At 65.2% G+C, this 24,288-nt stretch carries 27 protein-coding genes; 11 read left to right on the forward strand and 16 right to left on the reverse strand.

The annotated features are described in order from the left end of the window. Positions 1-37: 37 nt before the first annotated feature. On the forward strand, positions 38-187 hold the full coding sequence (locus ACVWY5_RS15070) for a hypothetical protein (RefSeq protein ID WP_092086355.1): 150 nt from the start codon (positions 38-40) through the stop codon (positions 185-187). Between the two features lie 16 nt (positions 188-203). On the opposite strand, the gene ACVWY5_RS15075 is transcribed toward ACVWY5_RS15070, so the two are convergent. From ACVWY5_RS15075 to ACVWY5_RS15090, 4 genes are all read right to left on the reverse strand, one after another. After that, complete coding sequence (locus tag ACVWY5_RS15075) at positions 204-821, reverse strand: hypothetical protein (RefSeq protein WP_028332319.1); 618 nt, start codon at positions 819-821, stop codon at positions 204-206. An 11-nt stretch (positions 822-832) separates the two neighbouring features. Then, the gene (locus ACVWY5_RS15080) at positions 833-1,357 is read right to left on the reverse strand and encodes a (2Fe-2S)-binding protein (RefSeq protein ID WP_028332318.1); all 525 of its coding nucleotides are present in this window, start codon (positions 1,355-1,357) and stop codon (positions 833-835) included. Then, positions 1,354-4,128: a molybdopterin cofactor-binding domain-containing protein gene (locus tag ACVWY5_RS15085; protein ID WP_028332317.1), complete on the reverse strand. Its 2,775-nt coding sequence runs from the start codon at positions 4,126-4,128 to the stop codon at positions 1,354-1,356. Before ACVWY5_RS15085 ends, ACVWY5_RS15080 begins: the two co-directional genes overlap by 4 nt. 130 nt (positions 4,129-4,258) lie before the next feature. Beyond that, positions 4,259-5,350 carry a hypothetical protein gene (locus ACVWY5_RS15090; RefSeq protein ID WP_028332316.1) on the reverse strand — a complete coding sequence of 364 codons (1,092 nt, stop codon included), beginning with the start codon at positions 5,348-5,350 and terminating at the stop codon, positions 4,259-4,261. A gap of 285 nt (positions 5,351-5,635) precedes the next feature. Here ACVWY5_RS15090 and ACVWY5_RS15095 point away from each other — a divergent pair, with 285 nt between their 5' ends. Then, complete coding sequence (locus ACVWY5_RS15095) at positions 5,636-6,340, forward strand: hypothetical protein (protein WP_028332315.1); 705 nt, start codon at positions 5,636-5,638, stop codon at positions 6,338-6,340. A 10-nt stretch (positions 6,341-6,350) separates the two neighbouring features. Here ACVWY5_RS15095 and ACVWY5_RS15100 read toward each other — a convergent pair whose 3' ends face one another. After that, positions 6,351-6,794: a DMT family transporter gene (locus ACVWY5_RS15100; RefSeq protein WP_016843015.1), complete on the reverse strand. Its 444-nt coding sequence runs from the start codon at positions 6,792-6,794 to the stop codon at positions 6,351-6,353. Between the two features lie 159 nt (positions 6,795-6,953). Between ACVWY5_RS15100 and ACVWY5_RS15105 the strand changes: the two genes are divergently transcribed. Further along, entirely contained in the window at positions 6,954-8,576 is a 1,623-nt protein-coding gene (locus tag ACVWY5_RS15105) for an ABC-F family ATP-binding cassette domain-containing protein (protein WP_028332314.1), read from the forward strand. Between the two features lie 57 nt (positions 8,577-8,633). Here the strand turns inward: ACVWY5_RS15105 and ACVWY5_RS15110 are convergent, their stop codons facing one another. From ACVWY5_RS15110 to ACVWY5_RS15125, 4 genes are all read right to left on the reverse strand, one after another. Beyond that, a complete protein-coding gene (locus ACVWY5_RS15110; protein WP_028332313.1) occupies positions 8,634-9,170 on the reverse strand; it encodes an REP-associated tyrosine transposase in 537 nt (178 codons plus the stop codon). 108 nt (positions 9,171-9,278) lie between these two features. Further along, positions 9,279-9,911: a DapH/DapD/GlmU-related protein gene (locus ACVWY5_RS15115; protein ID WP_028332312.1), complete on the reverse strand. Its 633-nt coding sequence runs from the start codon at positions 9,909-9,911 to the stop codon at positions 9,279-9,281. 76 nt (positions 9,912-9,987) lie between these two features. Continuing rightward, positions 9,988-10,962, reverse strand: a complete 975-nt coding sequence (locus tag ACVWY5_RS15120) for a glycerophosphodiester phosphodiesterase family protein (RefSeq protein ID WP_028332311.1) — start codon at positions 10,960-10,962, stop codon at positions 9,988-9,990. A gap of 65 nt (positions 10,963-11,027) precedes the next feature. Then, the gene (locus ACVWY5_RS15125) at positions 11,028-11,936 is read right to left on the reverse strand and encodes a dienelactone hydrolase family protein (RefSeq protein WP_028332310.1); all 909 of its coding nucleotides are present in this window, start codon (positions 11,934-11,936) and stop codon (positions 11,028-11,030) included. Positions 11,937-12,047: 111 nt separating this feature from the next. On the opposite strand from ACVWY5_RS15125, the gene ACVWY5_RS15130 reads away from it, so the two are divergent. After that, positions 12,048-12,923: an MBL fold metallo-hydrolase gene (locus tag ACVWY5_RS15130; RefSeq protein ID WP_028332309.1), complete on the forward strand. Its 876-nt coding sequence runs from the start codon at positions 12,048-12,050 to the stop codon at positions 12,921-12,923. Positions 12,924-12,948: 25 nt separating this feature from the next. Here the strand turns inward: ACVWY5_RS15130 and ACVWY5_RS15135 are convergent, their stop codons facing one another. From ACVWY5_RS15135 to ACVWY5_RS15145, 3 genes are read right to left on the reverse strand one after another with little or no spacing between them, the layout of a single operon-like run. Next, the gene (locus ACVWY5_RS15135) at positions 12,949-13,140 is read right to left on the reverse strand and encodes a hypothetical protein (RefSeq protein WP_028332308.1); all 192 of its coding nucleotides are present in this window, start codon (positions 13,138-13,140) and stop codon (positions 12,949-12,951) included. Positions 13,141-13,190: 50 nt separating this feature from the next. Further along, complete coding sequence (locus ACVWY5_RS15140) at positions 13,191-13,493, reverse strand: PilZ domain-containing protein (RefSeq protein WP_028332307.1); 303 nt, start codon at positions 13,491-13,493, stop codon at positions 13,191-13,193. 8 nt (positions 13,494-13,501) lie between these two features. Further along, positions 13,502-14,611: a DUF2336 domain-containing protein gene (locus ACVWY5_RS15145; RefSeq protein WP_028332306.1), complete on the reverse strand. Its 1,110-nt coding sequence runs from the start codon at positions 14,609-14,611 to the stop codon at positions 13,502-13,504. 312 nt (positions 14,612-14,923) lie between these two features. Between ACVWY5_RS15145 and ACVWY5_RS15150 the strand changes: the two genes are divergently transcribed. Further along, positions 14,924-15,892, forward strand: a complete 969-nt coding sequence (locus ACVWY5_RS15150; protein WP_028332305.1) for a helix-turn-helix domain-containing protein — start codon at positions 14,924-14,926, stop codon at positions 15,890-15,892. 71 nt (positions 15,893-15,963) lie between these two features. Next, positions 15,964-16,209: a PilZ domain-containing protein gene (locus ACVWY5_RS15155; RefSeq protein WP_028332304.1), complete on the forward strand. Its 246-nt coding sequence runs from the start codon at positions 15,964-15,966 to the stop codon at positions 16,207-16,209. 125 nt (positions 16,210-16,334) lie between these two features. On the opposite strand, the gene ACVWY5_RS15160 is transcribed toward ACVWY5_RS15155, so the two are convergent. Beyond that, on the reverse strand, positions 16,335-16,583 hold the full coding sequence (locus ACVWY5_RS15160) for a hypothetical protein (RefSeq protein ID WP_028332303.1): 249 nt from the start codon (positions 16,581-16,583) through the stop codon (positions 16,335-16,337). A 150-nt stretch (positions 16,584-16,733) separates the two neighbouring features. Between ACVWY5_RS15160 and ACVWY5_RS15165 the strand changes: the two genes are divergently transcribed. Together ACVWY5_RS15165 and ACVWY5_RS15170 are read left to right on the forward strand one after the other, a co-directional pair. Further along, positions 16,734-17,411 carry a nitroreductase gene (locus tag ACVWY5_RS15165; RefSeq protein WP_016843937.1) on the forward strand — a complete coding sequence of 226 codons (678 nt, stop codon included), beginning with the start codon at positions 16,734-16,736 and terminating at the stop codon, positions 17,409-17,411. A 235-nt stretch (positions 17,412-17,646) separates the two neighbouring features. Continuing rightward, complete coding sequence (locus ACVWY5_RS15170) at positions 17,647-18,810, forward strand: acyl-CoA dehydrogenase family protein (RefSeq protein ID WP_028332302.1); 1,164 nt, start codon at positions 17,647-17,649, stop codon at positions 18,808-18,810. Between the two features lie 98 nt (positions 18,811-18,908). Here the strand turns inward: ACVWY5_RS15170 and ACVWY5_RS15175 are convergent, their stop codons facing one another. Both ACVWY5_RS15175 and ACVWY5_RS15180 read right to left on the reverse strand, forming a co-directional pair. After that, positions 18,909-20,990 (reverse strand): methyl-accepting chemotaxis protein, encoded by a 2,082-nt coding sequence (locus tag ACVWY5_RS15175; protein WP_028332301.1) that lies wholly within the window; start codon positions 20,988-20,990, stop codon positions 18,909-18,911. 165 nt (positions 20,991-21,155) lie between these two features. Continuing rightward, the gene (locus ACVWY5_RS15180; protein WP_283090515.1) at positions 21,156-21,470 is read right to left on the reverse strand and encodes a hypothetical protein; all 315 of its coding nucleotides are present in this window, start codon (positions 21,468-21,470) and stop codon (positions 21,156-21,158) included. Positions 21,471-21,602: 132 nt separating this feature from the next. On the opposite strand from ACVWY5_RS15180, the gene ACVWY5_RS15185 reads away from it, so the two are divergent. Together ACVWY5_RS15185 and ACVWY5_RS15190 are read left to right on the forward strand one after the other, a co-directional pair. After that, positions 21,603-22,193: an NADPH-dependent FMN reductase gene (locus tag ACVWY5_RS15185; RefSeq protein ID WP_028332299.1), complete on the forward strand. Its 591-nt coding sequence runs from the start codon at positions 21,603-21,605 to the stop codon at positions 22,191-22,193. Positions 22,194-22,227: 34 nt separating this feature from the next. Continuing rightward, complete coding sequence (locus ACVWY5_RS15190; protein ID WP_028332298.1) at positions 22,228-23,010, forward strand: SDR family oxidoreductase; 783 nt, start codon at positions 22,228-22,230, stop codon at positions 23,008-23,010. 85 nt (positions 23,011-23,095) lie between these two features. Here ACVWY5_RS15190 and ACVWY5_RS15195 read toward each other — a convergent pair whose 3' ends face one another. Then, positions 23,096-23,479 carry a hypothetical protein gene (locus ACVWY5_RS15195; protein ID WP_016843931.1) on the reverse strand — a complete coding sequence of 128 codons (384 nt, stop codon included), beginning with the start codon at positions 23,477-23,479 and terminating at the stop codon, positions 23,096-23,098. Positions 23,480-23,654: 175 nt separating this feature from the next. On the opposite strand from ACVWY5_RS15195, the gene ACVWY5_RS15200 reads away from it, so the two are divergent. Beyond that, positions 23,655-24,284, forward strand: coding sequence for a L,D-transpeptidase (locus ACVWY5_RS15200; protein WP_456671675.1), 630 nt, complete (start codon positions 23,655-23,657; stop codon positions 24,282-24,284). The last annotated feature ends 4 nt before the right edge of the window (positions 24,285-24,288 follow it).

A 24,288-nucleotide genomic window follows, 5' to 3' on the forward strand; every position in this document is an offset into this window, starting at 1 on the left:
GTCGTTGACATGCGAAAGGCATTGGCGAGGCGTTGCGATGATCCGCAAACTAAGTTCCGGCGAGTACCGGCTGTATTCCCGCAAGGTCAATCCGAAGACCGGCAAGCGGCGCAATCTCGGCACCTTCAAGTCGCGCGCTGCGGCGGAGAAGCACGAGCGCGACGTGCAGTATTTCAAGCGCCACTAGTTCGGACGTTGCGCGACTAGGGCGCTGGGCAGGCCGCGCCGGTCTTCACCCAGGCCTCGACCAGCGCGCCGGCCTGCGCCTGCGTGCCGGGTGCCGGTGCGCGGCCGAAGCCGGGATGCCAGGCCCAGCCCACCAGCGTGTCCTTGCCGATATGCTCGATCAGCTCCTCGACCTTGCGGCCGCCATTCCGCGCGGGGTCGCGGATTTGTGCGCAGATCTCGCCGACGGTCTTGCCGGCCCATGCCATCTCGCGCGGCGCAAGGTGCCATTCCGGGTGGCCCGGCACCCGACCGGGATCGAAATTGGCGTGCTGGTGACAGATCGAGCAGCGCATGGCGTCGTTGCCGTGGCCGTCGGCACCGCGCGTCACCGGCGGCTGATGCATGCGGTTGACATCGCCCTGCCGCGGGCTGTCGCCGGCGGGATGGCAGTTGGTGCAGCGCGGATGCGTCAATACCTTGCCGAGCTCGGTGAAGATCGCCGCCGAGCGCTGCTCGACATTCTCGATGCCGGCAAAGCTTTCCGGCGAGGCGAGGGCGTGGCTCGCACTTTCCGACGCCGCGTAGCCTGCGCACAGGCTGCTCGCGAGCGCCGTCAGCACTGCAACGATCCGAAACCGCATTTCCGATGGCATTGCTTGCGCGCTCACTTGCTGGCGGTCAGATAGCGTTTGGAATCGGCGAGGATTACGTCGCGCACCGCCTGGTGATACTTGATGTAGCCGGTGCAGCGGCACAGATGACCGTCGAGCGCATCCGCAATGACGCTCTCGAGCTGGTCCCGCGCCACCGGCGTCTTCGCCAGCCGTTCGAGCAGCACCTGGCCCTCGTTGAGAAAGCCGGCCGTGCAATAGCCGCACTGGAACGCGAAGTGGTCGATGAAGGCGCGCTGCAACGCCGAGAGCTCGCCGTCCCTGGCGTGGCCCTCGACGGTGCGGATCGCCTTGCCGTCGAAATTCGCGGCCGGTACCACGCAGGTCGGGGTGGTGTAGCTGGTGCCGTCGGGATTATCGATGATGACGGCACAGCTCAGGCATTGCGCGGCGCCGCAGCCGAACTTGGTGCCGGTCATCCCGAGCATTTCCCGAAGGAAATCGTTCATCGAGAGGTCGTCGCGGACCTCGATCGGGCCGTGCTTCTGGCCGTTGATGGTGAGGTTGAGCGTCGTCACGCCAGCGCTCCCTTGAGCAGGCTTGTTGTCACCGGCAGAGAGCGGAAGCGGTGGCCGGTCGCATCGTTGATGGCGTTGAGCAGCGCCGGCACGATCGGGATCATCACCACCTCGGCCATGCCCTTCGGCGGCTCGTCCGGCGTCAGTGGCGGCAGCATCTCGATCTCAAGATCGTGCAGCGGCAGATCGGAGCCGCGCGCGATCAGGTACTGGCCGAGATTCCACTGCCCGTTGCCGGGCCCGCCTTCGAACGGCGGCAAAGTTTCCAGCAGCGCGTAGCCGACGCCCATGGCGAACCCGCCATGCGACTGGCCGAGCACCACTTCGGGCACCAGCGCCTGGCCGCATTCGAACACGCTGTAGGCCTTGGCAATGCGCAAGCTGCCGGTCGCGCGCTCGATCTCGACGCGGACCAGCGTGCCGCACATCGAGGTGTAGGCGGTGCCGATCCGGTTGTTGTCGGTCGGCGGGAATTTCACGCTTGTTCGGTCGATCCGCTCGAACTGGCTCCGGCCGCGACGAACAGCGAGCGCGTCGATCTCGGCGCGGTACTGTTCGCCGAACAGCGGGAAGCGCGCGCGCGACCAGGCCCAGCGCGAGAAGCTGTGCGCGATGGCGCCGGTGACGAAGCCGCGCGCATGCGCGGTCGCGGCAAGCTTCGGCAAGGGCAGCGGCGCGAGATCGTCAAGCACCAGCTGGCCATCCTTCCAGTGCGCCTGGTCCCATTGGCGGGCGCGGGGATCGGCCTTGGCGATGTGCCAGAGCTCGAGCGCCGCCGGCCACAGGCCGAAGCGGAAGATGACGCGGGCCGCCTCGGCCGACGAGTGCGTGCCGACATGGGCGCCGATCGACGCGCTGGTCGCCGAGCTGATCGCGGGCACCCAGCGCGGGTTCTTCTCGGCAAGATCCTGGGTCTTCTGATCCATCGTGTAGGGATCGCCCGAGGTGACCAGGCCGAGCGCGTCGTAGCTGTCGACCCGAGAGACCGCGACCTCGCCGGCGACGGCGCCGAGATGGCTCGCGACCCGGTTGGCGAGTGCGGTGCCGACGCCATTGCCCATTTCGACATGGTCGCAGTGGATCGCGATCCGTCCCTCGGGATCGATCTCGACCCGGCCGAGCGAGCAATCCGCGCCCGAGCCGTAATCCTTGGTGACGCAGGCGACGCCGGTGCCGACCAGGCGTCCCTCCAGCGCCTTCTGCTTGAAGTCAGCGCGCTGCCGCCAGATCGGATGCTTCTCGAGCTTGTCGAGGATATCTGATGTGCGCACCGATACGATGTAGGGATTGCCAGTCATGGTCCGGCCGTTCTGCTTCAGCGCATTGTTGCGCCGGAACGCGATCGGATCGACCTTGAGCTCGCTGGCGGCCTCGTCGATCAGGACTTCCAGCGCGGTCATGGTCTGCAGCGTGCCGTAGCCGCGCATCGAGCCTGCGGTGACGCCGCGCGAATGCAGCGCCACGGTGGTGACGTCGACTTTCGGGATGTCGTAGATGCCGATCGCAGCGGTCGCGGCAACGACCGCGACATTGGCCGAGAAGTTGGCGAGCCCGCCGCCGTCGAGCACATGGTCGGCGGCGAACGCAGTGATCTTGCCGCTGGCGCGATCGATGCCGATCCGCGAGCGCATCTTGATCGGGTGGCGTTTGATGCCGCCCTGGAATTGCTGGTAGCGGTCCTGCGCCAGCCGCACCGGCCGGCCCGGGAGGAACATCGCCGCCAGCGCCACGTAAAGCACGAATGGCGTATGGTCGCGGCCGCCGAAGCCGCCGCCGACATGGGCGAACTGCGCGTTGATGTGCGAGGGCCGGAACGGCGGGCGGGCCTTGCCGAGCATGAAGGCGATCGACTCGGTCGCCTCATAGGGCGACTGCACGCCGAGCACGAGTTCGAGATTGCCGTTGTTGTCGCTGTACCAGGCGAGACCGCTCTCCGGCTCGAGGAACATCGGATCGACCGACTGGGTCTCGAACTCGCGGTCGAGCACGAGCTGTGTCGGATCGTCCTTGGCGAGCTGGGCGCGGATCGCTTCGCCATGGGTCGCGGCCTTGGCGTAGTCGGCCTTGGTCTCCTTGGCGAGCGGCAGCCAGACCGGCAGCGCCGCGTTCTGAATGCGGCTCGGCGAAACCCAGCCGGCCTGGATCGGCGAATAGACGTCGGGCGCGTCAGGCGTGGCGCCCGCCACGCGCGTGAAGCGATACGCGCCGTAGTTCGGCAGGATGACCGGCCCGGTCTCGTCGCCGAATTTGACGAAGCCGCCGTCGCGCAACGCGAGGCGCGCGCGGTCGAAGGCGTCGAACTGCTCGAAGATCAACAGCGCGACCGGCTGTCCGAGATAGAGCGGCGTCTTGCCGACCGGGCAGAACAGGTCGCCGGTGTAGAATTCCGGGACCCGCGTGCCGATCCGGTCGAGATCGGCAGCGGTCACGATAACCGACGGCTTTGCCTGATCATCGAGACGGGCGAGGTCCATGCCGGCATAGACATGCGTCGCGTCATCGGCGCGGACCAGGATGGCGTGCGCGGTGGTCGCGGGCCAGCCCGGCATGTCGGCGGCGCGAAAGTCGGACGCGTAGAGTTTTGCGCCGGTGACCTTGGCCACGCCGTCGACACGGCCGGCGCCCTTTTCCGCCGGATTGAAATGGCCGTGACCGGGCAGCGTCTCGCGGGTCGCGAAAGCCGGTTCCTTCGCCAGCGCCAGATGCGACAGGCTGACCGAGATGCCGCCTGCCGACAACCACTTCACGAATTCGCGTCGCGAAGGCCGCATGGTCTGATCTTTCATCGACACCTCGACGACGGCATATCGCGCCGGGGTTTAACAATTGGTGCAATGCACGTGAAAGTATTGCGGCAAAGCGAGCACAACCGCAACGCCGCAATAGGTCGTAGGCGTGGTCTCACTTCAGGTCGGCGATGGTGGCCGGTCCCGGACCCGGCGTGATCAGCGTCGGCCACTGCTTGGAGCCGAACGGCACCAGCGGCGGCAGGAAGGCCGTCATGCCGCGCTTCTTGGTCTCGGCGATGATCGCCTCGCGCGCATCGCCCCCCATCAGCTCATAGTCCATCAGGTGATAGCTGCCGAAAAACAGCGCGCCGACCGAGCGGTCGGCGATGATCCGGGTCAGCGACTCCAGCATGTCCGACGGCGTCGTGGTGAAGGAGATCGTCTCGATCAGCATCAGGCGGCTGTTGATGGCGTCAGGCCCGAAGAACTGGGCCAGCACGCTGAAGATCACGTTGTTCTGCCGCGCCACATAGATCGTGTTGCTCGCGCCGTAGGTCTTGTCCCAGTCGGCGCCGAGCTGGGATTTCCAGTCGGCCATGACTGTCATCCAGTGCGCGACCTGGGTCTGCGCAGCCCAGGCGACGTTCCTGGCGAGCAGCGGCGCCTGCTTCTTGCCGAACGCCTCGAGCGTCGCGAAGGGGATCGCGCCGGCGGTGAGGCATTCATCCATGAAGGCGATGTTGTTCTTGAGGATGGCGCGGTTGTTGTCGCGCCAGTCCGCCTGCATCGGCGTAGCATCGAGCCCGTCGAGCGCCGACTGCATCCGGCTGCGATAGGCCTGCATCGACCCGCGCCACGCCTTGTCGTCGGGATTGTTGACATAGGGGCCGACCACCTCGGCCAGCGCCATCGTGCTGTGGCCGACCGATTTGAGCAGCTGATAGACGATCGGCACCTGCGGCGCTTCGGTCGGCGGCTTGCCCGGCCGGTACAGGATCAGGCGGCCGCCGGCGCCGGAGAACAGGCCGAGGATCACGGGGTGTTTGTCGAGGATGTTCTTCTGGAAGATCCGCGCCGCATCGCCATAGAGCTCGAACATGCCGGTGTTGAGAGCGAGCACATCCTTGGTCGCGACGTCGGCCGGCGTTGATGAGGTCTTGCCGGAGATCGGCCCCATATAGTCGGGCAGCGACTGCGCCAGGGCAGCACCGCCACTGCCGAGCAGCAGCGCCAGCGCGGCGGCCAGGCCAAAGCGATTGATCATGTGATGCTCCTCGAAGCCTCGCCTGTGTCGAGGCCGGGTGCGGCCGCGCGACCATTGGCGGAATGCGCAAATGCTTGGACACAATGAACTGGGAGAGTAGAGAACCGGCAGACCGGATCCCGCATGACGCAGCACGACACGGGCGGCGCCTACAGCTAAGCGACGAATCGGCTGCTGTCCACACCCGGACATTGCGGGCCTGCCTGCGCCAAAAGACGCAATGGTGCGACGTTCGGCTCGGTGCTATGTGGCGAACAGAATCAATTTTATTTTTTGGATTTTTGCGTGCTCAACGGACTTTACAAGGTCGAGTACGGCATCAACGGCGCATTCGGCCGCAGCATCATGTGCATGCATGACGGCAGGATGCTGGGCGGCAATTCGGCCTTTGCCCATCTCGGCACCTATCAGGTGACGGAAGGCGAGATCGCCGCCGAGGTGATCACCGAGCGCCACAATGACGATCCGAACTTCAAGCCGCTGATGGGCGCCGACGTCACCGTCATCAAGGTGCGCGGCAGGAGCGAGGGTTCCACCATCCTGCTCGAGGGCAAGGCCGACGCCATGCCGGACGGCGTGTTCTGGGCGAATTTGGCGCCGCTCGACGACGAGGCCTTGCCGCCACGCGGGGCGGTTGGTCCCGGCGGCATTGTCAACGGACTGTACTCCATCCATCTCCGCGCGCTCGACGGTGTCGACGCCGGGCTTACCGGGGTCATGCTGCTGATGGACGGCCGCATCCTCGGCGGCGATGCGTTCTTCTACTATCTCGGTTCGTATTCGTCCGCGGATGGCCGCTGGCGAGGCGAGATCGTCAACCAGGAGCATACCTCGGCGAAGGGCGAGTACCCGGTGTTCGGCGGTTATGAAGTCGGCATCGGCTTCGCCGGTTCGTGCCGTGCGGATGGTGCCGAGCTCGAAGGAATCGCGCTGGCCGGCAAGCGCAGCCTTCGCCTGTCGGCCGAACTGCGGCTGATGCGCCGGGCGTAACGAGAGCCCGTCAATCCTTGATCAGAAGCACGCCGCCGATGATCAGTGCGATGCCGGCCAGCCGTGAAACCGACACGGGGTGCTGCGCCAGCCCGAACAGGCCAAAATGGTCCATCGCGATGCCCGCGAGCATTTGACCCGCAACCACCAGTGCCAGCAGGGTCGCGGCGCCGAGTGGCGGCAGCAGCAGGATCATCAACAGGATGAAGATGCCGCCGAGGACACCGCCGCTCCAGGCCCACCACGGCACTGCCGTCACCAGCTTCCAGGACGGCACCGGCTCGCGCGTCGCGACCAGCACGACCGCCATCGTCACGAGTCCGCCGAGATAGCTGACGAGCCCGGCCCAGGCCGGCGAGTTGAGGGCAGACCTGAGATTGCCGTTCAGGACCTGCTGAACCGCGACGCAGATGCCGGCGCCAAGCGCGAGGAGATAGAGAAACCAGACTTGCATAAGATGCCCCAAAACCGATCATCGAACCGCTTCATGTCATATTCGATTGGCAATGATCGTGGCATGCACGAAACGCGGCACGAACCTGCGGAATGGGCTTCCACCCGCGTCCCAGATCGAATAAGAGGCCGCAAATCCTCAGTTCCCCAGTATTAGAGCATGATCCGCCTCGATAACGTCTCCAAGCAAGTCGGCCACCAGATCCTCTTCATCGAAGCCTCCGCGGCGCTCCAGAAGGGCGAGAAGATCGGCCTCGTCGGGCCGAACGGCGCCGGCAAGACCACACTGTTCCGGATGATCTCGGGCCGGGAAATCCCGGACGAGGGCCAGGTCTCGCTCGATCGCGGCATTTCGATCGGCTATTTCAGCCAGGATGTCGGCGAGATGTCCGGCCGCAGCGCGGTCGCCGAGGTGATGGATGGGGCAGGGCCCGTCAGCGTGGTCGCGGCCGAGCTCAGGGAACTCGAGGCGGCGATGGCCGACCCCGACAAGGCCGACGAGATGGATGACATCATCGCGCGGTATGGCGAGGTGCAGCATCAATTCGAGGAGCTCGACGGCTATGCGCTCGACGGCCGCGCGCGCGAGGCGCTGGCCGGTCTCGGCTTCAGCCAGGAGATGATGGACGGCGACGTCGGCAAACTTTCCGGCGGCTGGAAGATGCGGGTGGCGCTGGCGCGCATCCTCTTGATGCGTCCGGACGTCATGCTGCTCGACGAGCCGAGCAACCATCTCGATCTCGAAAGCCTGATCTGGCTCGAGCAGTTCCTGAAGGGTTATGAGGGCGCGCTGCTGATGACTTCGCATGACCGCGAGTTCATCAACCGGATCATCAACAAGGTGGTCGAGATCGACGCCGGCCAGCTCACCACCTATTCCGGCAATTACGAGTTCTACGAACAGCAGCGCGCGCTCTCCGACAAGCAGCAGCAGGCGCAGTTCGAGCGGCAGCAGGCGATGCTCGCCAAGGAGATCAAGTTCATCGAGCGCTTCAAGGCGCGCGCCTCGCACGCAGCCCAGGTGCAGAGCCGGGTGAAGAAGCTCGACAAGATCGAGCGGGTCGAGCCGCCGCGGCGGCGACAGACCGTGGCGTTCGAATTCCAGCCGGCGCCGCGCTCGGGCGAGGATGTCGTCAGCCTGAAGAACGTCCACAAGGCCTATGGCAGCAAGCGCATCTATGACGGCCTCGACTTCATGATCCGCCGCAAGGAGCGCTGGTGCGTGATGGGCATCAACGGCGCGGGCAAGTCGACGCTCCTGAAACTGATCGCCGGTTCAACCGAGCCCGATGACGGCGCGGTCGCGATCGGCGGCAGCGTCAAGATGGGCTATTTCGCCCAGCATGCGATGGACCTGCTCGACGGGGAGCGCACCGTGTTCCAGTCGCTGGAGGACGCGTTTCCGCAGGCCGGGCAGGGCAGCCTTCGCGCGCTCGCCGGCTGTTTCGGCTTCTCCGGCGACGACGTCGAGAAGAAGTGCCGGGTGCTCTCGGGCGGCGAGAAGGCGCGGCTGGTGATGGCGAAGATGTTGTTCGATCCGCCGAATTTCCTCGTGCTGGACGAACCGACCAACCATCTCGATCTCGCCACCAAGGAGATGCTGATCAATGCGCTCTGCGAGTTCGAGGGCACGATGCTGTTCGTCTCGCACGACCGGCACTTCCTCGCCGCGCTCTCCAACCGCGTGCTCGAGCTGACCCCTGACGGCATCCACCAATATGGCGGCGGCTACACTGAGTATGTCGCGCGTACCGGCCAGGAAGCGCCGGGACTGCGGAGCTAGCGTTCGCGATTACCCCCGCCCACTTCGTAGCCCGGATGAAGCGAAGCGAAATCCGGGTCAGTCCTTCCGCTCGCCGAAGTCGTCGTTGTCCATAGCCTGGCTACCGCCCCAATCAGCCGGCAATATCCCACCCCGGACATATCGGTGAAGAGACGTGTGTTGCCAGTCGACAGGCGAGGAAACGAGGCGATGTTTGGTCGGATTGTAGTGGACGTAGTCGACGCAACGTTCGAGATCGCGTTCATTACGGATGGTGTGTTCCCAAAACCGTCTCTGCCAAAGCGGGTACTCGCCGCGGTGGTTTACCGAGAGCGGCACGCCGGTGGCAACAACGGCGCGCGTGAAGTGACTCTTGATCTGCCGCCAGCGATCCGGGAAGTCGCTGTCGCCGGGCGGTAGCGTCATGACCGTATGCAGGTGATCTGGCAGGATCACGATGGCATCCAGCGTGAATGGCTTCTTGGCGCGCGTTGCGCGAAAGGCATCGCGCAACAGCCCGACTTGCTCGACCAGTAGCGACGAAGTCCGATCTTCCAATGTGACCGTGAAGAAGAACGTGCCGCCGGGTATGAAGTTACGCCGATATTGTACCATGCGGCTAGCTTACCCCGGATTTCGCTTCGCTCCATCCGGGCTACGAAGTCAAACGGCTCTATCCCGTAGCCCGGATGGAGCGAAGCGAAATCCGGGTTAGTCCTGTGCTCAAGCCCGCCACCGCGCGCAAAACGCCTCGACATCGCCGGACTGGAATTCGGGCAGGCGTTCCCAGATGGTTTCAGCCGGCCAGTTCCACCAGGCGATCTGCGACAGCTCGGCGGCGATCTTGCGGTTGAACCGCTCCTTGATCGGCCGGGCCGGCACGCCGCCGACGATGGTGTAGGGCGCGACATCGCGCGAGACCACGGCGCCGGCCGCCAGCACTGCGCCGTCTCCGACGGTGACGCCGGGCAGCACGATCACGCCGTGGCCGATCCAGACGTCGTTTCCGATCACGACGCGATCCGCGCGTCGGTTCCTGAAGAAGTCATGATCGCGCTCGGCAGAGGCCGTGTAGTATTCGGGGCAGTAGGTGAAGCGATGCTGCGAGGGGCGCTCGAGCGGATGATTGGGCGCGCCGATCCGGACCTGCGCCGCGATCGCGCAGAAGCGGCCGATTACGGCGTCGGCGACGATACAGCCGCTGCCGAGATAGGAGTAGTCGCCAAGCTCGGTGTATTCGATCGCGGTGTCGCCGAGAATCTCGCAGCAACGTCCGACCTTGACCTCGCGCAGCTTGACCGTCGGCTCGATGACGGTTTCGGCAATCTTGGGGCGGGTCAGGCTCGGTGCGTTCATAGCGTTGTCCTCGATGCGACGAGCCGCTTCAGTCGCACAATTTCTATGACGGACAGATGACAGGAGGAGGCCGGATTTAACGCCCGGCGAGGCGGGCGATGGTCTCGATCTCGTTGGTCCAGATCCCGCCGGAATAGCTTTCGGGCAGGCGCCGGAACAGGTCGGCATCGTCGATGCCGGTCGAGAATTCGCCGCCCTGATAGGGGCCGAGCACGAAGACCGCGCTGTTGGCCGCCGCCATTCGGTTGAGGAAGCGGTCCGGCCATCCCCATAGCCAGGGTGCGTAGTTGACCGGCACCAGCACGATGGCGTTGCGGCAGGCATCAGGCACGATGCCGGTCCAGCCATAGCCGATATAGCGGATGAGGCAGCTCTTGAGCGCCGCGCGGGAAATGGTGCGGGTCTCCGGCGAAAGCCGCCGGATCGTCTCGATCGGCTCGTCGCCGCCATAAGCCATGATCAGCTTGCGCCGTTCGGCGGGGAACCGGTTCAAGACCGTTGCGAGCTTCTCGCCCTCGGCGGGATCGCGGCTCTTGACGTTGATCAGGAGCCGGCGACCCGGAAAGGTCTTGAGCACCTCGTCCAGCGACGGCATCAGGCCGATGCCCTTGCCGCGGAACGGAAAGGTTTTGCCGCCATCGGCCGTGTAGCCATGGCCGATATCGAGCATCTTGAGCCGCGCCATCGGCTGCTCGCGGGTGACGCCCTGGCCGTCGGTGCGGCAATCGACGGTCCAGTCGTGAAACACGGCGAACTCGCCGTCGGTCGTCGGATGGACGTCGAGTTCGACGATATCGGCGCCGCGATCGAAGCTCGCCCGCATCGAGCGGATTGTGTTCTCGAGATAGTCATGGGTCGGCGGCAGCATGCGCGCCGCGGTGCAGGTGTCGTTTTTGAGGTCGCGCTCGTCGAAACGCTGCGCCATGCCGCGATGGGCGAGCAGCACCGGCTTGCCGCCGGCATGCGTTGCGAGAAGGCTGGTGTTGTTGAGGTAGATTGCGGCGGCGACGGCAACGATCGTCGCTGCCGCGTATTTCAGTTTCCTGCCCAAGCGACTCGGTTCCTTGCTGGATCGCTGGTCCGGGTAGGGGTGCTTTCTGGTCGATTTGCGGCGGCCTAATCCTTCAAGCCGTCGATTGCGGCAATCGCCCGCACCATCGCGTCGTGGACCGCCGCGCTGTTGGCGGGATTCGACTGGCGGCGGCGGCCGGGATCGTCGAAATCGTGGGTGGCACCCGGATAGACCACGACGTCGATCTTGCTGCCGGCAGCAACGGAGCGACCGGCGACGTCCCGGCAGCGGTCGGGCGATACTTCCTCGTCGTCCGTGCCCAGTAACATCGTGATCGGTGCTGCCGACCTGAGCGTCTGCGCCAGCAGCGCGGCCGGCCCGCAGCCCGGATAGAACACGAGCGCGGCGCGATAGCCCGACGTCGCGCCCTGCCGCTGCATCACGTTCAGCGCGGTGCTGCCGCCGTTCGACCATCCCTGCAGGAAGATGCGATTGCCGCTGATCTCCTTCTGGCTGCGCAGCCAGCTCAGCGCGCCCTCGGCGTCGAGCGGCCGCACGGTCTTCTCATTGACGTCGGTGCGATCAGGATCGTCATGCGTGAAGCGGCCGAAGCCGTGCGCCTTGCCGCGCGGCCCAAAACTGTCCGGCAGCAGCGCGAAATAGCCGTGGTCGGCCCAATACTGTCCCCACATCGCGTGGCGCTTGGACAGGCTGCCGGCATTGCAGGCCGCCGACGGATTGGTCCGCGACACCAGCGTGCAGTCCCTGTTGACGTTGGTCGAATAGGGCCCGCCGCGGCCGTGCAGCAGCACGATCGCGGGGTGCGGGCCCGGCGTTTGCGGCCTGAACAGGTAGCCGACGATCTCGGTCTTGCCGTCGGCGCTCGGAAAGAAAACGGTGTCGGGCGCGGCTGCCGCCGCTGTCGGCAATGTCGTGAGTATCATGAGGACGATCGGAATCGCGCGATGGGTCATTCCTGCAGCATGAGCAGGATTTCGGACGAATTGCGGCATGGCTGTTTCCCGCCAGCAATGCAAAGCCGCATGGCGTGCTGCGCGGTGCTCGGCTTGTGAGGCGAGGTGCCGCCCGCTACGCTTTAAAAAAAAGCCGGGAGCGAAACAACCATGAAGCAGATCAGGATCGGCGACATCAGGATCGACGCGGTGATCGAGCGCGAAGGACCGTGGCGGCGGCCGCAGGATTTCTTCCCGACCTACAACGACGATGTGTTCAAGCATCACCTGAAGACGATGGAGCCGGAGGTCTTCGACGCCGCGCGCGGCATGATGGTGATCACCTATCAGACCTTCGTGGTGCGGACGCCGCGCTACACCATCCTGGTCGATACCTGCACCGGCGAGGACAAGGGACACCCGCCGCCGTTCGACTTCCCGGGCAAGGAGCGCTGGCGCAACGAGCTGTTTGCGCTCGGCATCTCCTATGAGCAGATCGATTATGTGTTCTGCACCCATCTGCACATCGACCACACCGGCTGGAATACGACGCTGCGCGACGGGCGCTGGGTGCCGACCTTCCCGAACGCGAAATACGTCTTCCACAAGGGCGAGTACGCGGCCTGGGAGGCCGAGAACGCCAAGGGTGCCAATCCGCCCGGCACGGTGTTCCGCGACAATTGCCTGCCGATCGTCGAGGCCGGGCAGGCGCTCCTGGTCGACGACGACTACGCGCTCGACGACACCGTGACGCTGACGCCGACCCCCGGCCATTCGCCCTGCCATTGCTGCGTCAACATCTTCTCGAAGGGGCAGCGCGCGGTGGTCGCGGGCGACCTGATGCACCATGCGATCCAGTGCCGCGAACCGGAATGGTCGGCCAAGCCCGATTGGGACCCGAAGCAGTCGGCACTATCGCGGCGGAAGTTTTTTGCGTCCGTTGCCGAGACCGACACGCTGATCCTACCGATCCATTTTCCGGCCCCGACGGTCGGCCTGATCAAGGCGGATGGCGATCGCTTCGACTATCGCTTCAAGCGGGAGTAGGCGCGCGACAGTCGGCAGCTCAAGGTCACCGCGCTGCGCGGGTCCGGCGCGGGACCTGGGTCAGAAACCGTTCCAGATCGGCGCACAGGCGATGCGCCATTTCCTCGTCGATCGCAAACGTCGCGACGGTGCCGGCGCAGTCGATCTCGATGGTCCCGCGCAATGGTGCGGCGGAGACGGTCGATACCGTGATGTTGGTCGCTCTCTGTACGGTCATGTCGTCAACTTCCCTTCGGGCCGGTTGCGGCAATCCTCATCTGGCAATCCTCACCTTGGAATGACGGGGCGTCCCTTTCGCCGTCTCTCTTCGATGAATCTCACGCCGATCTCGGCACCGTCGACGCGAACCAGCTCGCAGCGGCGGAAGGCCAGTCCACGCGAGGACAGCACCAGGAAGAACTCCTGGGCCTTCAGCACATCGAGCGTTCCGTCGACCTCGAGCCGGGCCCCGCTCTGCGAGACGTCGAGCAGGATGCAACTCCGCCGCCACGTGCCGTCGACACCCATGAGATTGACGGGATAGCGCGTCTCGAGCCTGACGCGTTCCGCCCTGCGGTCACCATACGTCATAGCATCACTCACATTGCCTGGGAGCGCTTCGCGGTCAGCTCGCTAAGCGAACCGAACCGGATCGTGCGCTGCGCGTTAGAGAGCGCCAGTCCTCCAAACATGTCCCGTGCGCGCTGCAGCTCGTCAGGCGCAACCGTCAGCCCGGCCTTCCGGCAGCTGACGATGGCAGCCGTTGTGTTCCAGTTCAGTCGCGATGCGCGGCAGGCGATTACGAGTCCGCTGATGTCGGCGGCTTCCATCAGCGGTGCGATCGTCTCGATCGGAACGGTTGCGAGCTGCGCCAGCGCTGCGACGACGTTGCGGACCTCTCGCCTGATCGCGAAACGGTTGACGCTGGAATCGTTCAACTGCCCGGTTCTGTTCAAGGCCAGCACGGTGGCCCGCGCCTCCGCATAGTCGATTGTGGCTGGTGGGGTTGCGGAGGCGCGGGCTGCGCTGGCATCGATCGCAGCGCGGATCGCGTCCTGAATGTCGGGGCGTGCGCGTTTGAGCAGCCGGGCCTGCTGGCGCGGCGTGGATCGCATCACGAGGTCGACGAGAACGCGGTGGGGCAGGTCGCTGCGCGATATCAGCGCGTCGGCGACGTCGTCGTCGCGCTCGGCGGCATCGACCATCATGGCGAGGCCCGCGCTGGTCAGATCAGCGCCGGGATTGCGCGCGAGGACCCGAAGCACGCTGCTGTCGCCTCGCATCAAGAGAATATCCGTGAGCTCCGCATTGACGGCCTTGCGTCCTGCGATGGCGCAGAGGTGTCCCTCGGCCCGCATCCAGGCGATGTCGATCAGGTCGGCATCGGGGAGGCATTCGCATTTGCGCAGGATCGGAGCGGCGACATCGGCGTCGTCATGGTTGGCCAGACGGCGCGCGAGTTCCCGCGGCACCAGGTGCAAATCGGCAAGCGAGCGGCTGAGCGTGGTCAGGGTCCGCAGTTCGACGCTCTCGGTCAGGCGGACCAGGATGCCGTCGAACATCTCGACGTGGTGCGCGCCGAGGCGGTGAGCGTCTTCGAGAAACAGCCCGGCCACCTCCTGCAGCATGCGCGTGCGGAGGTCGGGTGAGCCGGCTTTCAAGACAAGGTCGAGTTTGGCAATAAGATCGGGCGAGGCAATAACTGTCATTGCGGTACCTAAAATGCTCCGCGACGAGGAACGTCATCGTTCCCGATGCCAATTTGCTCCTCGAATCTTTAATAGGGGTATAGAAATTGATGGGGAGGGCCGATCGCGGCGGTGGATATCCCGCTAAAGACTATCGAAATTCGGCAGCCGCGTTACATTGCCGGATTGTCCGGTTCGACGAACGGACCGCATTTTTCCTGATTGAACCTATTGGACGATTCGCGTTTTGTGCATGGAATTTATTGATGAGGCCGGCGCGCAAGGCGCCGCGTCGCGCACATTTTTTCAAGAGCATTTCACGGGAGCGGTCATTTGACGGCGCCATTACCGGTGCCGAGAGTCTTTCGTTTTGACGATGTTGATGCATTCCGGAGTTCGATCCGAAATCTGGATGTTGATTTCACGCCACTTGCGCGGAAGATTTCGGCCGAGCAGGTCATCCTGAGTTTGCCGGGATGCGACCTCAACTACACGCAGTCCTTTCCGCGGATCGTCGACGCACAGCTTGCGCCGCACACCACCGCAGTCGGCTTCACGATGGATGACGGGGTCCCGATCCGCTTCAACGGCGTCGAGCGCGATCGCGCGGTCATTGTGCTCGGTGGCGGCGGCGCGTTCTACTCGTCGGTGGAGGAGACGCCCCGCCAATATGCCTCGGTGATGTTTACGCCGGAGATTGTCGGCCGTGGCTGGCCGCAGGCGGGTCTCCATTTCAGCATTCACGAAATTTCTCAACGCGCGCAGGACCGGCTGCGTGAAGTGGTAAGGCACATCCTGCTCGTGACCTCGCAGCCGACCGATGATGCCCCGTTCGCTAGCGGCGAGTCGATCAAGGAGACGCTGCTTGCCGCGATCGACAACGCCTTCGCCGAGATCGTGCCGGCCAAGTGGACGACGCGGGCCAACACGACGCGCCAGTTCAAGGTCTTCAACGACGCGCGCGCAATTCTTGCAGGCGACGTGGCGCACCCGATTTACAGCGGCGAACTCGCCAGGCAGATCGGCGTGTCGGTGCGCACGCTGCATGACGCCATCCAGCGCTACCGGGGCGTCAGCCTGCATCGCTATTTGCGGTTGCGCCGGCTCTGGCTGGTGCGCCAGCAACTGCTGGCCGGTGCGCCCAGCGTCAAGACGTGCGCGCTGGCCTACGGATTTTGGCACTTAAGCGATTTTTCGCGCAGTTATCGGTCGCAGTTCGGGGAAGCGCCGTCGGAGACGCTGGCCGCCTCGCGCCGTCCGGGCGCCACCCGGGCTGATCCGTCCCGCAGCCACGGTTCGTAACCATCGATCTGAACGGAATCTTAACGGCCGCCGACGAGCCTGTGGGTACGATTTCACCAGAGGCGACGGTAATGCATCCCCGGAGATTTGCGCGTGTTCGTCCGATCGGATGCGTATCCAGCGTGGTCAAGCTCCAGCTTGAACCGAAGGCGCCGCTGATCGAATGCCGGCTGGTGGACTATTCCGCCGGCGGAGCCTGCCTGGAATTTGCCAAGCCGATCCAGTTGCCGGAACGTTTCGAAATGTTTCACGGCAACACCAGGAAACGGTGCCGGCGGGTCTGGAGCAGGGGCGTGCGGGTCGGCGTCTCGTTCTGAGGGCGCCCGCCGGTCGGGGGCGATCCACCAGCCGAAAGCCGTTCGGGCCGCGCCCTGCGCGACCCGATGGTTTGTCCCGATTGAAGTCTGTCCCGATGAGGGGTGAAAAGGCGTCGACGAGGGGCTCAGGCGCCGCTCTGGCACTTCTTCATGAACGAGGTTTTGGCCGCGCCGGCCAGCTTCTTGCCGTCGGAGCCGACTGCCTTGCTCTCGCAGGCATCCGTTGTGCACTTCTTCATGAACGAGGTCTTGGCCGCGCCGGCCAGCGGCTTGCCGTCCTTGCCGACGGCTTTCGTCTCGCAGGAGGCGTCCTGTGCAAATGCCGAACCGGCGGCAAAGGTCGCGATCACGGCCGCCAAGAAAATCCGCTTCATCTGGGTTCTCCCTAAACCAAACCAGTGCCCGGATTGGATACGGGATTCCTGGTCCGATCAAGTTCCCATGGCCGATTTTGTCGATAAAATACCCGGATCAGATCAAGGAAATTCCGCGGGCAGCGCGGAACAAAATCGGGGAAGCGCGGAATGGAATTCGAGACGCTGGTACAGTCACGCAAAAGCGTGCGCGGGTTCAAGAAGCAGCCGGTGTCGCGGGCGACGGTCGAGGAGATCATCGAGGTGGCCAAGCGCGCGCCGTCCTCGATGAACACCCAGCCCTGGCACGTCCACGTCCTGACCGGGGCGCCGCTGGAGGAAGTGCGCCGCCGCAACATGGATGAGATGGTCGCCGGTGCCAAGGTGAAGCGCGACATCGTCAGCCATGGCGAGTACCAGGGCGTGCATCGCGGCCGCCAGGTCGACATCGCCAAGAAGCTGTTCGGGGCGATGGGCATTGCCCGCGACGACAAGCCGATGCGGCAGGACTGGGTGCTGCGCGGCTTCCGCCAGTTCGATGCTCCGGTGTCGCTGGTCCTGACCTACGACCGGATCCTCGATCCGGGCGCGGTCTGCCATTTCGATCTCGGCGCGCTCTGCTACGGCATCGTGCTCGCAGCCTGGGATCGCGGCCTTGGCAGCGTGATCAACGGTCAGGGCATCATGCGCTCCGACATCGTGCGCGAGGTCGCCGACATCCCGGAAGACGAGGTGATCATGACCTGCGTCGCGATGGGCTATCCCGACGACAGCTTTGCCGCCAATGCGGTGCGCTCCGACCGCGAGGCCAACAACGATTTTGTCCGCTACGTCGGCTTTGCCGATTAGCGCGGTGTCGATCGCCTGCTCAGGGGCAACAACCTCGTGCGGCGCGCTTGGTTGCTCGATGCGCCGGCGTGTCCGGCGCATTTGCGTACGCGCCGACCACGCCGCGGGATATTGAATTCCGCGCCGTGAAACCATCGCGCGAGCGTGAGCGCGGCTGCGCGTTTCCGCTATTCCGGCCGATAAAAAATGCGCTACTGGTTTTTTGAAGCACAACAGCGCAGGCGAGGAATCTCAGATGAGCGACGATGAACAGACAGCCATGATCCGCGAAACCGTCGCGAGATTCGTCGATCGCGAACTGATCCCGCTCGAGCCGCACTATCTGAAATCGAAGCTGCCCGGCAGCGATCACCCCGAGCTCACGTCGGAACAGCGCAAGCGGCTGCGCGACGTCTCGAAGGAGCTCGGCCTCTGGGGCCTCGATGCGCCCGAGGATCTCGGTGGCCACGACCTGCCGACGCGCACGATGGCTGCGGTGCACGAAGAACTCGGCCGCAGTTGCGTGCCGTTCGTGCTGCCGCCGGACTCGCCGAACCTGCGCATGCTGCAGGCGGTCGGTACCGACGCGCAGAAGAAGAAGTATCTGCAGCCCTATATCGAAGGCCGGATGGCCTCGGCGATCGCGATCTCCGAACCCGGCGCCGGCGGCGATCCCGCGGGCATGAAGACGCGCGCGGTGCTCGAAGGCGAACAGTGGGTGCTTAACGGCCGCAAGATCTGGATCAGCAATGCACGCGCCGCCGACTTCATCATCGTGATGGCGCGGGTCGGCAACGATCAGCGCCAGGGCGGCATCACCTCCTTCATCGTCGAGAAGGGCACGGCGGGCTTCATCATCGAGCGCGAGATCCCGATGGTCGGCGGCGGCTCGACCTACGAGATGGTGTTCGAGGATTGCCGCATCCCGAAGGACTCCGTGCTCGGCGAGGTCGGCAAGGGCTACGCGCCGATGCAGCTGCGGCTGCGCACGCGGCGACTCGAGATGGGATCGACCTGCGTCGGTATCACCAAGCGTGCGCTCGACATGATGTGCGAGCACGCCAGGCAGCGCGAGACGTTCGGCGTCAAGCTCGCCGAGCGCCAGGCGATCCAGTGGTGGATCGCCGATATCTCCACGCGCATGCATGCGTGCCGGCTGATGGTGCGCGAGGCCGCCGACAAGACCGACCGCGGCGAGGACATCCGCCACGAGGCTTCGATGATCAAGGTGTTCGCGACCGAGATGGCCTATGACGCCTGCGACCACGCGATGCAGACGCTCGGCGCGCTCGGCGTGACGCTGGAATTGCCGCTCAACGCGCTGTGGCAGAAGGCGCGCCTGATGCGGGTCTACGAAGGCCCGAGCGAGGTGCATCGCCAGGCGATCGCACGCCGCGTACTCGGCTTGCGGGGCGGCTAGGCCCTCAGAGCCTGTCATCGGGCGCGCGTTCGCGCGACCCGTTGGCTCGCAGTGACGGGGAGAACCTTTCCGCTCCTGTGATCGCGGCGTGTTCTCGATTACGCCGCCCGCACGTCGGACAGGAAGCGGTTGACCTGGCCGGCGAGGTCCTTGGACTGCGTCGAGAGCTGTTCGGCCGCGCCGAGCACCTGGTTCGCGGCGCCGCCGGTGTCGTCGGCGGCGCGCTGCACGCCGGAGATGTTGGAATTGACCTCCTGGGTACCGCGCGCGGCTTCCTGAACGCTGCGCGAGATCTCCTTGGTCGCCGAGCCCTGTTCCTCGATCGCTGCGGCGATCGCGGTGCCGATCTGGTCGATCTCGGTGATGACGTCGATGACGCTGCGGATCGCCGTCACGGTCTCGTCGCTCGCGGTCTGGATCGCGGTGATCTGCTCGGAGATCTCCGTGGTTGCCTTCGCGGTCTGGCCGGCCAGCGACTTCACCTCGGACGCGACCACGGCAAAGCCGCGGCCGGCCTCGCCGGCGCGGGCCGCCTCGATGGTGGCGTTGAGCGCGAGCAGATTGGTCTGTGCCGCGATGCTCTGGATCAGCGTTACGACGTCGCCGATCTTCTGCGCGCCCTCGGCCAGCGAGCGCGCGGTGTCGCCGGTGCGCCGGGCATGGTCGACCGCGCGCGCGGCGATCTCGGTCGAGGTCGCGACCTGGCGGGCGATCTCCGAAATCGAGGAGGTCAGCTCCTCGGTGGCGCTCGCCACCGTCTGCACGTTGGTCGAGGTCTGATCGGATGCCGCGGCGACGACGGCGGCCTGGCGGTTGGTGGCGGCGGCGGTGGCCGACATCGATTGCGCCGTGTCCTCCATCACCGAGGATGCCGCGGACAACCCGCCGACCAGCTCGGTGACCTTGGCTTCGAAGGCGCGGGTCAGGTCGTCGAGCACGCGGGCGCGGCGCATCTTGACGTCGTTCTCGGCTTCCTTCTCGGCAGCGAGGCGATCGGCTTCGATCTTGTTGTCCTTGAACACCTGCACGGCGGCGGCCATCGCGCCGATCTCGTCCTTGCGCGCGGCGCCCGGGATCATCTCGGCAACTTCGCCCGAGGCAAGGCGCGACATCCGGCCGGTGAGGGCCGCGATCGGGTTGAGGATGCGGCGACGGACCATGACGATCAGGCCGGCGCTGACGGCAACGACCGCGAGCAGTCCGATCAGCGCCACCACGAAGCTGAAGCGCGCCGACGAATAGGCGCTCGCAAGGCCTTGCTCGGCATTCTCGTAGAATGCGTCGCGCACGGTGATGATGGAGGCGAGGCCGATCTGGGATTCAACGTAATAGGTCTCGACGTCCTGCTCATACTTGCCGGAGATCGCGCCTTCCTTGGCGAGCTTCAGCGCCTTGCCGAAACGCTCGACGTAGTCGGCCTGCATCTTGCCCAGCGCCGTCAGGACATTGGCTGATGTCGCCGGATTGTTGCGCAACTCCTGCAGCGTCGAGAGGATCTGCTCGGTGCGGCCGGTGCTGCGGAACAGCTCCAGCTTTTCCTGTTCGGTCGCGACACGCTTGGCGCCGACCAGCGCCTTGTGCAGGCTGGCATTGAGGCCGCCGGTGTCGCGCAGCGTCCAGGCGACATTGGCATAGCTGGCCTGGCGGTAGGCGTTGCCGTCAAGGCCGGCGAGGCGGCGCACCTGCTCGTCGAGCAGCACGGTGACGCCGGCGTTGAAGACGGAGTTGTCAGCGACGATCTTGGTTGCGGCCGGACGGCGGGCGTCGACCGGACCTGCGATCGCCTTCTCGATCGCGTCGCGGAGCGCGGCGAACTTGGCCTTCAGCGCATCGATCGCGCTCGCAACCGCTTCGCCGTCGTCGAGCGAGCCGGGCAGCGTGGCGCGGACCTGATTGACCTTGGCGAGCGCGCTGTCGGTCAGCTTGCGCAGCTTGTCGAGATCGGCGATCTGCTTCTGGTCGATCGCGCCGGTGCCGAACAAGAGGTTGGTGGACATGCCGCGCTCGGAGTTCATGTAGCGCGGGATGTCGCCGACGGCGCGGACGATTTCGAGCCGGTTCTGCGCGGTCGAGACCTTGTCCATGGTCTGGTACTTGGTCACCGCGACATAGGCCGCCAGTCCGCCGCCGACCGCGGACAATGAGACGATCGCGGCCGTCAGGAGAGTACCGATTTTCATGGGATGCGCGCCATTCTTGACGAGAGAGGGGAGGCCTCAACCGTAGCGGGCGTGCATTAAGCTTGGGTTTATGATGCGGGAGCCGCCGCAACGGTCCCGGCCGTTTGGTCCGAAAGTCGAAGGCGCCGCGCCGCCCGGCCGCGCGTGGCGGCAGGGCGTGACACGTCAGTGCTCGTCGTCGTCAGCGCCCTTGGCCGCGGGGCGGTGTTGGGTGGCGCCGTTCGAGCCCGCTTCGCCGCAGGGGAGCTGGTTCCAGGTGCCATCGGCGGCCTGCTGATAGGCCTGGCAGCCGGACGAAGTGGTGGTGGTGGATTTTTCGTCGGCCTTCTGCCGCTCGGTACTCTTCGCCAGCGCAGGCGTGGCAACGGCAGCGATGGCTGCGAGCGAGCCTGCGAAGACCAGGTTTGCGATCCGCATGTCGGTTCCTTCTTCTCGAAGCGAAAACATATCCAGAAAACAAATCTGGCGATTTTTGGCCACGGCGAAGGGCCTGCGACGAATTGCTTAATGCCGGCGGAAAGAGCTGGAATGCCGGTTAACACTCGTGCGCGGCGGCTCACCGCGCACCCACCGCAGGACGCTGTTGCCACACCGTGCTAGGATCGGCTTGTCATGACCCACCGCATACTCGTGTTCTACGGCTCCTATCGCTCGGATCGCATGGGCATCCGGCTGGCACACTTCATCGTCGACGGCCTTCGTGCGCGCGGCGACGATGTCGAGTTGATCGATGCCAAGGCGGTCGGCCTGCCGATGCTCGACCGGATGTACAAGGAACATCCCAAGGGGCAGGCGCCGGCCGTGCTCGAAACGCTCGCCGGAAAAATCCGCGACGCCGACGGCTTCTTGTTCATCACCGGCGAATACAATTGGGGCATCCAGCCCGGGTTGAAGAACCTGACCGACCATTTCCTCGAGGAATGGTTCTGGCGTCCCGCGGCGATCGCAAGCTATTCGGCCGGGCGGTTCGCCGGCGTGCGCGCCGCGACCGCTTGGCACGGTACGCTGTCCGAGATGGGCATGGTGGTGGTGTCGAGCACGATCGGTGCGGGACCGATCGCGCAGACGCTGTCGGCCGAGGGCAAGCCGATCGGCGAGGCCGGCAAGGCGCTCGAACGCGCCTTTCCGCGTTTTGCCGACGATTTTTCCTGGTGGATCGAAGCCGCAAAGGCACAGCGCGGGCGCAAGGCGCCGCCCTACTGAGCGCAGGTCTGCCAACTCCAGGAGTTTCGCGATCATGAGCTTCTTCACATCGCCGTTCGATCCCGCGCGCGAGACAGCCCTGGTGACCGGCGCGGGCAACGGCATCGGCCGCGCCATTGCGCAGGCCCTGGTCGGCGAAGGTGTGCGGACGGTGTTTGCCGATCTGCATGAGGACAAGGTTCTGGCGGCGATCAAGGCCGCGCCGCGTCCCGAACTCGCGGTCGCGTGGGCCGGCGATCTCGCGCAGCGCGCGGCGTGCGACGCCCTGCTGGCGCATGCGCAAGCCACAGTCGGACAGGTGACCCATTTCGTCCACAGCGCTTCGCCGCCGCGCCGCGAAGCCGATCATGCGATGGCCGTCGACGAAGAGACCTGGCGGCAGATGCATGCGGTCAATCTCGATGCCGGCTTTCATATGTCGCGCGAACTGGCGCGTAAGCTGATCGCAGCGAAGACGCCGGGCTCGTTCCTGCTGCTCACCTCGCTGCATGCCGGCACGCCGCGCAACCTGCCGCATTACTCGACCGCGAAGGCCGGCATGGCGATGCTGGTGAAGGAGCTTGCCAAGAGCTGGGGCCGCTATGACATCCGCGTCAATGCGCTGGTGCCCGGCGCGATCGCGGCCGGCGGCTTCGTCGCCGATCCAGCGCTGGCAAAGCACATTCCGCTCGGGCGGCTTGGCCAGGCGGACGATCTCGCGCCGATGGCGCTTGCCGTGCTCTCGCACAAGCTCTCCGGTTACGTCACCGGGGCGTCGATCGTGGTCGACGGCGGCCTGTCGCTGACCAACTGGTTCGCGCCGCCGGAGCTCGATTGAGGATTCTTGTCTGACGCGTTTTCTTCACGCGAACCGGTGCCCATCCCGCATCAGGTGCGGGACAGGCTTCGCTCGAAAACGCTTTCTATTCCTTCGTCCTGATGTAACCCGCAAGCCGCGTCTTCTGGTCCTGGCACCAGGTGGTCATGCTGCCGGCGCGGCGCTGATCGAGGTCGGTGGTCTGGGTTGCGATCGCGACTTCCGTCATCAGGTCGTCGGCCTGCTTCTCGCCCATCTTGCCGCCCGTATGCATGAAGGCGATCGCCTTGCGCACCTTCTCGGTGGTGCCGTCGGGCAGATGCATGTCCTGCGCCCGCTGCACGAGGTCCTGATAGACCAGATCGGTGCCGGGGCACTCGACCTTGGCGGCGAAGGCCTGCAGCACCATCGTGACATAGGCCGCGCGCGGATCGGCATGGGCAGGGGTTGCTGCGACAATCAGGCCGCCGATCAGCAGAGCGTAGCGCATGGATTTCCTCCGGAGGTTTTGGACGTTTTTTGTGAGGCTAGCGTCCAAGGGAACCGAGTGCAACCGCCGGGACACACTCACGGAAAGAACCGATCAAACAGACGTGTTCCAACCTGCGCTGCCACGATTTCAGCACGATTTCGGCAGCATGTGGCACAAGTTGACGCAGGGGAGAATGATCGTGTCAAAGTTGGGGCTTGCTGCGGTGCTGGTGGGGTCGCTTGCGCTTGGCGGCTGCATGCAGGCGACGCTGTCGCCGGCGACGGATGTCGCGATGACGCCGCGTGATCGGCAGTTGCTGGCGCATCCGCCCTATGCGGACGCCAAGATCCCGCAGCAGTTCCAGCGGCACATTGTCGAGTACACCCGTCGGGAGCAGCCGGGTTCGATCCTGGTCGATACCGACGCGCGCTACCTCTATTACGTGCTGCCCGGCGGCAAGGCGATCCGTTACGGCGTCGCCGTCGGCGAGGAGGCGATGGCTTTCTCCGGCGTCGCCACGGTCGGCCGCCTGGCCGAATGGCCGGATTGGGTTCCGACCCAGGATATCCAGGAGCGGCTCGGGCCGTATCCGAAGCGTGTCGCCGGTGGACCGGCCAATCCGCTCGGCGCCCGGGGCATCTACCTCTACCAGGGCAACAAGGACACGCTGTATCGCATCCACGGCACCAACCAGCCCGAATATATCGGGCAGGCGATCTCGTCGGGCTGCATTCGCATGACCAATGGCGACGTGATCGACCTTTATCAGCGGATCAAGCCGGGCGCGACCGTGGTCGTGCTGCCGCCGGGACAGAGCGCTTAATTCG

The organism is Bradyrhizobium sp. USDA 3256 (assembly GCF_054058275.1).

What these genes read in the sequence shown, in the direction of transcription:
- ACVWY5_RS15070 (WP_092086355.1), top strand. Translation starts at nt 38, where the DNA reads ATGATCCGCAAACTAAGTTCCGGCGAGTACCGGCTGTATTCCCGCAAG.
- ACVWY5_RS15075 (WP_028332319.1), bottom strand. Translation starts at nt 821, where the DNA reads ATGCCATCGGAAATGCGGTTTCGGATCGTTGCAGTGCTGACGGCGCTC.
- ACVWY5_RS15085 (WP_028332317.1), bottom strand. Translation starts at nt 4,128, where the DNA reads ATGCGGCCTTCGCGACGCGAATTCGTGAAGTGGTTGTCGGCAGGCGGC.
- ACVWY5_RS15090 (WP_028332316.1), bottom strand. Translation starts at nt 5,350, where the DNA reads ATGATCAATCGCTTTGGCCTGGCCGCCGCGCTGGCGCTGCTGCTCGGC.
- ACVWY5_RS15100 (WP_016843015.1), bottom strand. Translation starts at nt 6,794, where the DNA reads ATGCAAGTCTGGTTTCTCTATCTCCTCGCGCTTGGCGCCGGCATCTGC.
- ACVWY5_RS15105 (WP_028332314.1), top strand. Translation starts at nt 6,954, where the DNA reads ATGATCCGCCTCGATAACGTCTCCAAGCAAGTCGGCCACCAGATCCTC.
- ACVWY5_RS15110 (WP_028332313.1), bottom strand. Translation starts at nt 9,170, where the DNA reads ATGGTACAATATCGGCGTAACTTCATACCCGGCGGCACGTTCTTCTTC.
- ACVWY5_RS15115 (WP_028332312.1), bottom strand. Translation starts at nt 9,911, where the DNA reads ATGAACGCACCGAGCCTGACCCGCCCCAAGATTGCCGAAACCGTCATC.
- ACVWY5_RS15125 (WP_028332310.1), bottom strand. Translation starts at nt 11,936, where the DNA reads ATGCCGCAATTCGTCCGAAATCCTGCTCATGCTGCAGGAATGACCCAT.
- ACVWY5_RS15130 (WP_028332309.1), top strand. Translation starts at nt 12,048, where the DNA reads ATGAAGCAGATCAGGATCGGCGACATCAGGATCGACGCGGTGATCGAG.
- ACVWY5_RS15135 (WP_028332308.1), bottom strand. Translation starts at nt 13,140, where the DNA reads ATGACCGTACAGAGAGCGACCAACATCACGGTATCGACCGTCTCCGCC.
- ACVWY5_RS15140 (WP_028332307.1), bottom strand. Translation starts at nt 13,493, where the DNA reads ATGACGTATGGTGACCGCAGGGCGGAACGCGTCAGGCTCGAGACGCGC.
- ACVWY5_RS15145 (WP_028332306.1), bottom strand. Translation starts at nt 14,611, where the DNA reads ATGACAGTTATTGCCTCGCCCGATCTTATTGCCAAACTCGACCTTGTC.
- ACVWY5_RS15155 (WP_028332304.1), top strand. Translation starts at nt 15,964, where the DNA reads ATGCATCCCCGGAGATTTGCGCGTGTTCGTCCGATCGGATGCGTATCC.
- ACVWY5_RS15160 (WP_028332303.1), bottom strand. Translation starts at nt 16,583, where the DNA reads ATGAAGCGGATTTTCTTGGCGGCCGTGATCGCGACCTTTGCCGCCGGT.
- ACVWY5_RS15165 (WP_016843937.1), top strand. Translation starts at nt 16,734, where the DNA reads ATGGAATTCGAGACGCTGGTACAGTCACGCAAAAGCGTGCGCGGGTTC.
- ACVWY5_RS15170 (WP_028332302.1), top strand. Translation starts at nt 17,647, where the DNA reads ATGAGCGACGATGAACAGACAGCCATGATCCGCGAAACCGTCGCGAGA.
- ACVWY5_RS15175 (WP_028332301.1), bottom strand. Translation starts at nt 20,990, where the DNA reads ATGAAAATCGGTACTCTCCTGACGGCCGCGATCGTCTCATTGTCCGCG.
- ACVWY5_RS15185 (WP_028332299.1), top strand. Translation starts at nt 21,603, where the DNA reads ATGACCCACCGCATACTCGTGTTCTACGGCTCCTATCGCTCGGATCGC.
- ACVWY5_RS15190 (WP_028332298.1), top strand. Translation starts at nt 22,228, where the DNA reads ATGAGCTTCTTCACATCGCCGTTCGATCCCGCGCGCGAGACAGCCCTG.
- ACVWY5_RS15195 (WP_016843931.1), bottom strand. Translation starts at nt 23,479, where the DNA reads ATGCGCTACGCTCTGCTGATCGGCGGCCTGATTGTCGCAGCAACCCCT.
- ACVWY5_RS15200 (WP_456671675.1), top strand. Translation starts at nt 23,655, where the DNA reads ATGATCGTGTCAAAGTTGGGGCTTGCTGCGGTGCTGGTGGGGTCGCTT.